The 4,495-nt window shown below is 75.4% G+C and carries 4 protein-coding genes; 3 read left to right on the forward strand and 1 reads right to left on the reverse strand.

Features of this window, described 5'->3' with window-relative positions:
* From E0D90_RS26825 to purU, 3 genes are all read left to right on the forward strand, one after another.
* Window positions 1–1,577 (forward strand): hypothetical protein (locus tag E0D90_RS26825; protein ID WP_157996932.1); only part of this gene is annotated, 1,577 nt, incomplete at its 5' end.
* A 114-nt stretch (window positions 1,578–1,691) separates the two neighbouring features.
* Window positions 1,692–2,129 carry an SCO4402 family protein gene (locus tag E0D90_RS23820; protein WP_227870450.1) on the forward strand — a complete coding sequence of 146 codons (438 nt, stop codon included), beginning with the start codon at window positions 1,692–1,694 and terminating at the stop codon, window positions 2,127–2,129.
* 108 nt (window positions 2,130–2,237) lie between these two features.
* Window positions 2,238–3,134, forward strand: a complete 897-nt coding sequence (gene purU, locus E0D90_RS23825; RefSeq protein WP_103501035.1) for a formyltetrahydrofolate deformylase — start codon at window positions 2,238–2,240, stop codon at window positions 3,132–3,134.
* A 55-nt stretch (window positions 3,135–3,189) separates the two neighbouring features.
* On the opposite strand, the gene E0D90_RS23830 is transcribed toward purU, so the two are convergent.
* Window positions 3,190–4,495, reverse strand: a 1,306-nt coding sequence (locus tag E0D90_RS23830) for a zf-HC2 domain-containing protein (protein WP_130800039.1), incomplete at its 5' end; no start/stop codon positions are given.

The following is a 4,495-nucleotide window of genomic DNA, read 5'->3' on the forward strand; positions in this document are numbered from 1 at the left end:
GTCTTCCGCCCGCCCCGGCGACTCCCGCTCCGCCGCCCGGCGGTGGCTCCGGCCGCCGTCGCGCCAAGCCCGGCGGACCGGCGGACGAACCGTCCCCCGCCCCCGGCGCCGGCCGGGCCGGCACCGGCCGCCGTCGTGCGGGCGGTGCTCCCACGCACGGAGCCACCGACGGCCTCGGCCTGCCCGCACCGGCCGACGGCTACGGCACACACGGCGGCGCCCCGCCGCCGGGCGCCGGGTACGGCGGCCCCGCCGAGTCACCGGCCGACCCCGGCACACCGGCACCCGGCGGGCGCGCCGCCGCCCGGCGCGCCCGGCAGGGACGCGGTAAGCGGGCAGCGGGCCCCGCCGGCGCGAGCGCCGGTCAGTTCGCCGCCGCTTCCGGTGCCGACGCGCCGCCCCCGGCTCCCTACCCGGGAGCGCCCGGCCAGCCGGGCACCCCGGCCGGCCCGGCGATGAACGAGGCGGCCACGCAGATGATCCCGCCGATCTCCGCCACCGGTCCGGGCGCGGGCCCGCACGGTGGTCCGCACCCCGACGAGGCGGCGACGCAGATGATCCCGCCGATCACCGCCGCGTCCCACGACGAGGCGGCGACGCAGATGATCCCGCCGATCGCGGCCGGTGGGCCTGCGGGAACTCCGGACGAGGCGGCCACCCAGCTGATTCCGCCGATCACCGGCGGACCCGCGCCGGGCGGCGGCGAGGCGATGGGGGACACCCGTCAGCTCCCGCTGATCTCGGACAGTTTCGACTCGCTCTTCCACGAGGGTGAACCACCTCCGCCCCCGCGCCGCCACGGCGGCGGACACGGCGGGCACGGCGGCCCCCCGTCGCGCTCCGGCAGGCGCCGGCAGTCCGAGCCGCGTCCGGGCATGTCGCCCGTGGTGGTCGGCGTGATCGTGGTGACCCTGTGCGCCGTGATCGGCCTGGTGGTCGGCGCGGTGTCCATGTCCGGTGGCGACGGCGGTGGTTCGGGCACCGAGCAGCAGGATGCCGACTCCCGGGGGCAGAGCGCCCCCGCCGACGGACCGGATACCGGGGACGACACCGAGGCCGAGGACGACGCCGCGGCCACCGCGGAGCGGGAGGCCGCCGAGGAGGCGAACCGCGCGCTCGCGGCGGCGCAGGCCCAGGAGCTGTCGCAGCTGCTGGAGGAGAGCGGCACCAGCCGTCAGTCGGTCATCGACGCCGTCGCCTCCGTGCAGCAGTGCGACAAGCTGCGGCACGCCCGCCGCGACCTGCGGGAAGCCGGCGAGCAGCGTCGCGCACTGGTGGAGCGGCTCGACGGCATGACGCTCGACGCGCTCCCCGCCCACCCGGAACTGACCGAGGCGCTGCGCTCCGCGTGGAACTCCTCGGCGGAGGCCGACGACCGGTACGCCGACTGGGCGGGTGAGGTGCGGGACGACCGCCGCCGGATGTGCCGGGGCGGCTCCGCCCAGCACACCGGGAACCACGCCGAGGCCGGTCGTGCCAGCGGCGAGGCGACGGCCTCCAAGGAGCTCGCGGCGGAACTGTGGAACCCGATCGCCCGTGACCACGGGCTGCCCGAGCGCCGGCCGATCGACCTCTGAGCCGGTCCTCCGGACTCGCGGTCGGGGCACGGCCGCCGCGCACGTACGATCGATTCCGTGCAAGGTTCGGAAAGCTCTTCCCGTCGCGCCCGTCGTTCCTCCACCATGGGCGGCATGCCCCTCAACGACATGCCGTGGTGGCGCTGGCGCACCAATGTGCGTTCCGCGCTCCACATGCTCTCCGACCCCACGTTCCACCAGGAGTGCTGGGTCGCCGGCGCGCCGGGGTACGGGGACGTCACCGACGCCGTGTACCGGCTCGTCGAGGACACCTGGCTCGACAACTGGTCGGCCGAGCGGTACGTCGGCGCCGTCTTCCGTGACGCGCGGGAGGCCGCCGCGGTGGACGCGGCCGTGCTGCGGGTGCTGCGCATCCTGCACCAGGTCGGCCCGGACGCGCCGGTCACCGACTACCTGCGCCACCCCGACTGGACCGACGCGGTCGCCGCGGCGCGCGAGGCGCACGCCCTGCTGGCCGTCAACGACGGTGAGGACCCGGACGTCCGGCCGCGCAGCCTCGGCGAGGTGGCCGCCGCGCAGCAGGTGGTGTAGGCGCGGCCACGCGCTGGGCGGCGCGCGGTCCGGCGCGGCCGCCCGCCACCCGGGCGGCGCCGTCTCGGATGCCGGGCACCCCGTCTCGATGTGCCAGGCTATGTGGGTATGACGCCCTCGCTCTCCGCCGATCGGCCGGAGTCCGCCGATCAGTCCGCCGAACAGTACGTGCTCACGCTGTCCTGCCCGGACCGGCCGGGCATCGTGCACGCCGTGTCCAGCTATCTCTTCATGACCGGCTGCAACATCGAGGACAGCCAGCAGTTCAAGGACCACGGCACCGGCCTGTTCTTCATGCGGGTGCACTTCAGCGCCGGCACCCCGGTCACGCTGGAGAAGCTGCGCGCCAGCTTCACGGCGGTCGGTGACTCCTTCGCCATGGACTGGCAGCTGGGCAGCGCGGACCGCCGGATGCGGATCGTGGTGATGGTCAGCAAGTTCGGCCACTGCCTCAACGACCTGCTGTTCCGCACCCGGATCGGCGCGCTGCCGGTGGAGATCGCCGCCGTGGTCTCCAACCACCCGGACTTCGAGGAGCTGACGGCCTCCTACGGTGTGCCCTTCCACCACATCCCGGTGACCGCCGACACCAAGGCCGAGGCCGAGGCGCGGCTGCTGCGGATCGTCGAGGAGCAGGACGTGGAACTGGTGGTGCTGGCCCGGTACATGCAGGTGGTCTCCGACGACCTGTGCAAGCAGCTGCCCGGTCGCATCATCAACATCCACCACTCCTTCCTGCCGAGCTTCAAGGGCGCCAAGCCGTACCACCAGGCGCACGCACGCGGGGTGAAGCTGATCGGTGCGACCGCGCACTACGTGACGGCCGAGCTGGACGAGGGGCCGATCATCGAGCAGGAGGTCGAGCGGGTCGGCCACGAGCTGTCGCCGGCCCAGCTGGTGGCGGTCGGCCGGGACGTGGAGTGCCAGGCGCTGGCGCGCGCGGTGAAGTGGCACAGCGAACGGCGGGTCCTGCTCAACGGCACCCGGACCGTCGTCTTCGACTGAGCGGGGACGGACGCGTCAGGCGGGGCGGTCGCGGCGGTGACAGCGCCGGCGGCCGTCACAGCCGGGAGAGCGCCGCCGTGGCGTACAGCATGTCCTGCACGGCCCGCTGGTCCCCGGCGGCACCGGCGGCGGCCTGGTCCAGTGTGATCCGTCCCGCCGCGAGCTGGCAGAACGCCACGTCGTCCAGGACCACGTGGGCGACCGCGGCGTCCGGGGAGGCCGGCGCGGTCGGTGAGTCCAGCGGGATGAACCAGTCACCGCCGCCCTCGCCCTCCACCTCCAGATGGAGCGTGCGGCCCGGCGCGTCCGCCGGTGCCAGGGCGGCCGGGGAACTGGTCAGTCCGGCCCGGCGCCGCCCGGCCAGGCTGACCGGCACCCGCCGCGCCGTCAGGTCCACCAGCATCCGCAGCTGGGGTCCGGGCGGCGCTCCGTACGGGTAGTGGACGGCCTCCGCGATGTCCTCGCCGTGGATCCAGCAGGCGAACGCCCGGTCCAGGAAGGCGTCCTCCAGGGAGAGCTCCCCCTCGCAGAAACGCTCTGGGGTGAGGTAGGGCACGCGCCGCCCGGCCTCGTGCGGCAGCCGCGCCGCCGACGCCACCAGCGCGCGGCTCTGGTCCCGCCAGGGGCGCCACGCGCCGTGCGGCCGGCGTTCCCGGTCGGCGGCGGTGCGCAGCCAGTGCAGATCGGTGCGGCTCGCCGGGCCGCCACCGTCGTCCTCCGCGCCCAGCGGGTCCGGCAGGCCGAGGCCGGGGCAGAGCAGCCCGTCCACGGCGACCAGATGGTCCAGCACCCCGGCGACCGTGGTGGCGCAGCCGACCGGGCTGTCGCCCGAGTACCAGCGCAGCCGCACCGGTTCGTGCCACTCGTCGTCCATCAGATCGTGCAGCAGGTAGTCCAGCCGCGCCGTCTCCGCCTCGAACGGGGCCGCCCACTCCGGAACCGGGAGCCGGGCGGGCCGACGCGCCAGACAGCTCTCCAGCACGCGGGGGCGGAGTGAGCCGTCGAGGTCCAGGGTCCGCTGGGGTTCCAGCAGGCTCACGGCGTCCCGCAGCCGCAGCCCCTCCTCGGCGCAGGCCGAGCAGCTGTTGAGGTGGTGCTCCACGGCCGCCGCCTCCGTGGCCCCGCACGCGCCGAGCGCCCAGACGCCGAGGAGCGACATCAACGCGTGGTGGCTGTATCCGTGTTGCGAACCGTCGTGGCCGCCGGGCTTCTCGTGGCCGCCGGGCTTCCCGGGACCGTCGTGCTGCTCAGGGATGTCGGGCTCGGGCCGGGGCTCCTGCCCCGGCCCGGGCTCCGGTCCGTTGGCAGCCGGTGCCGAGGGCGGTCCCGGAGGAGGCGCCGCCGAGGGCGGGGGCGGGCTC

The organism is Streptomyces otsuchiensis (assembly GCF_004305975.1).
Classification (GTDB): domain Bacteria; phylum Actinomycetota; class Actinomycetes; order Streptomycetales; family Streptomycetaceae; genus Streptomyces; species Streptomyces otsuchiensis.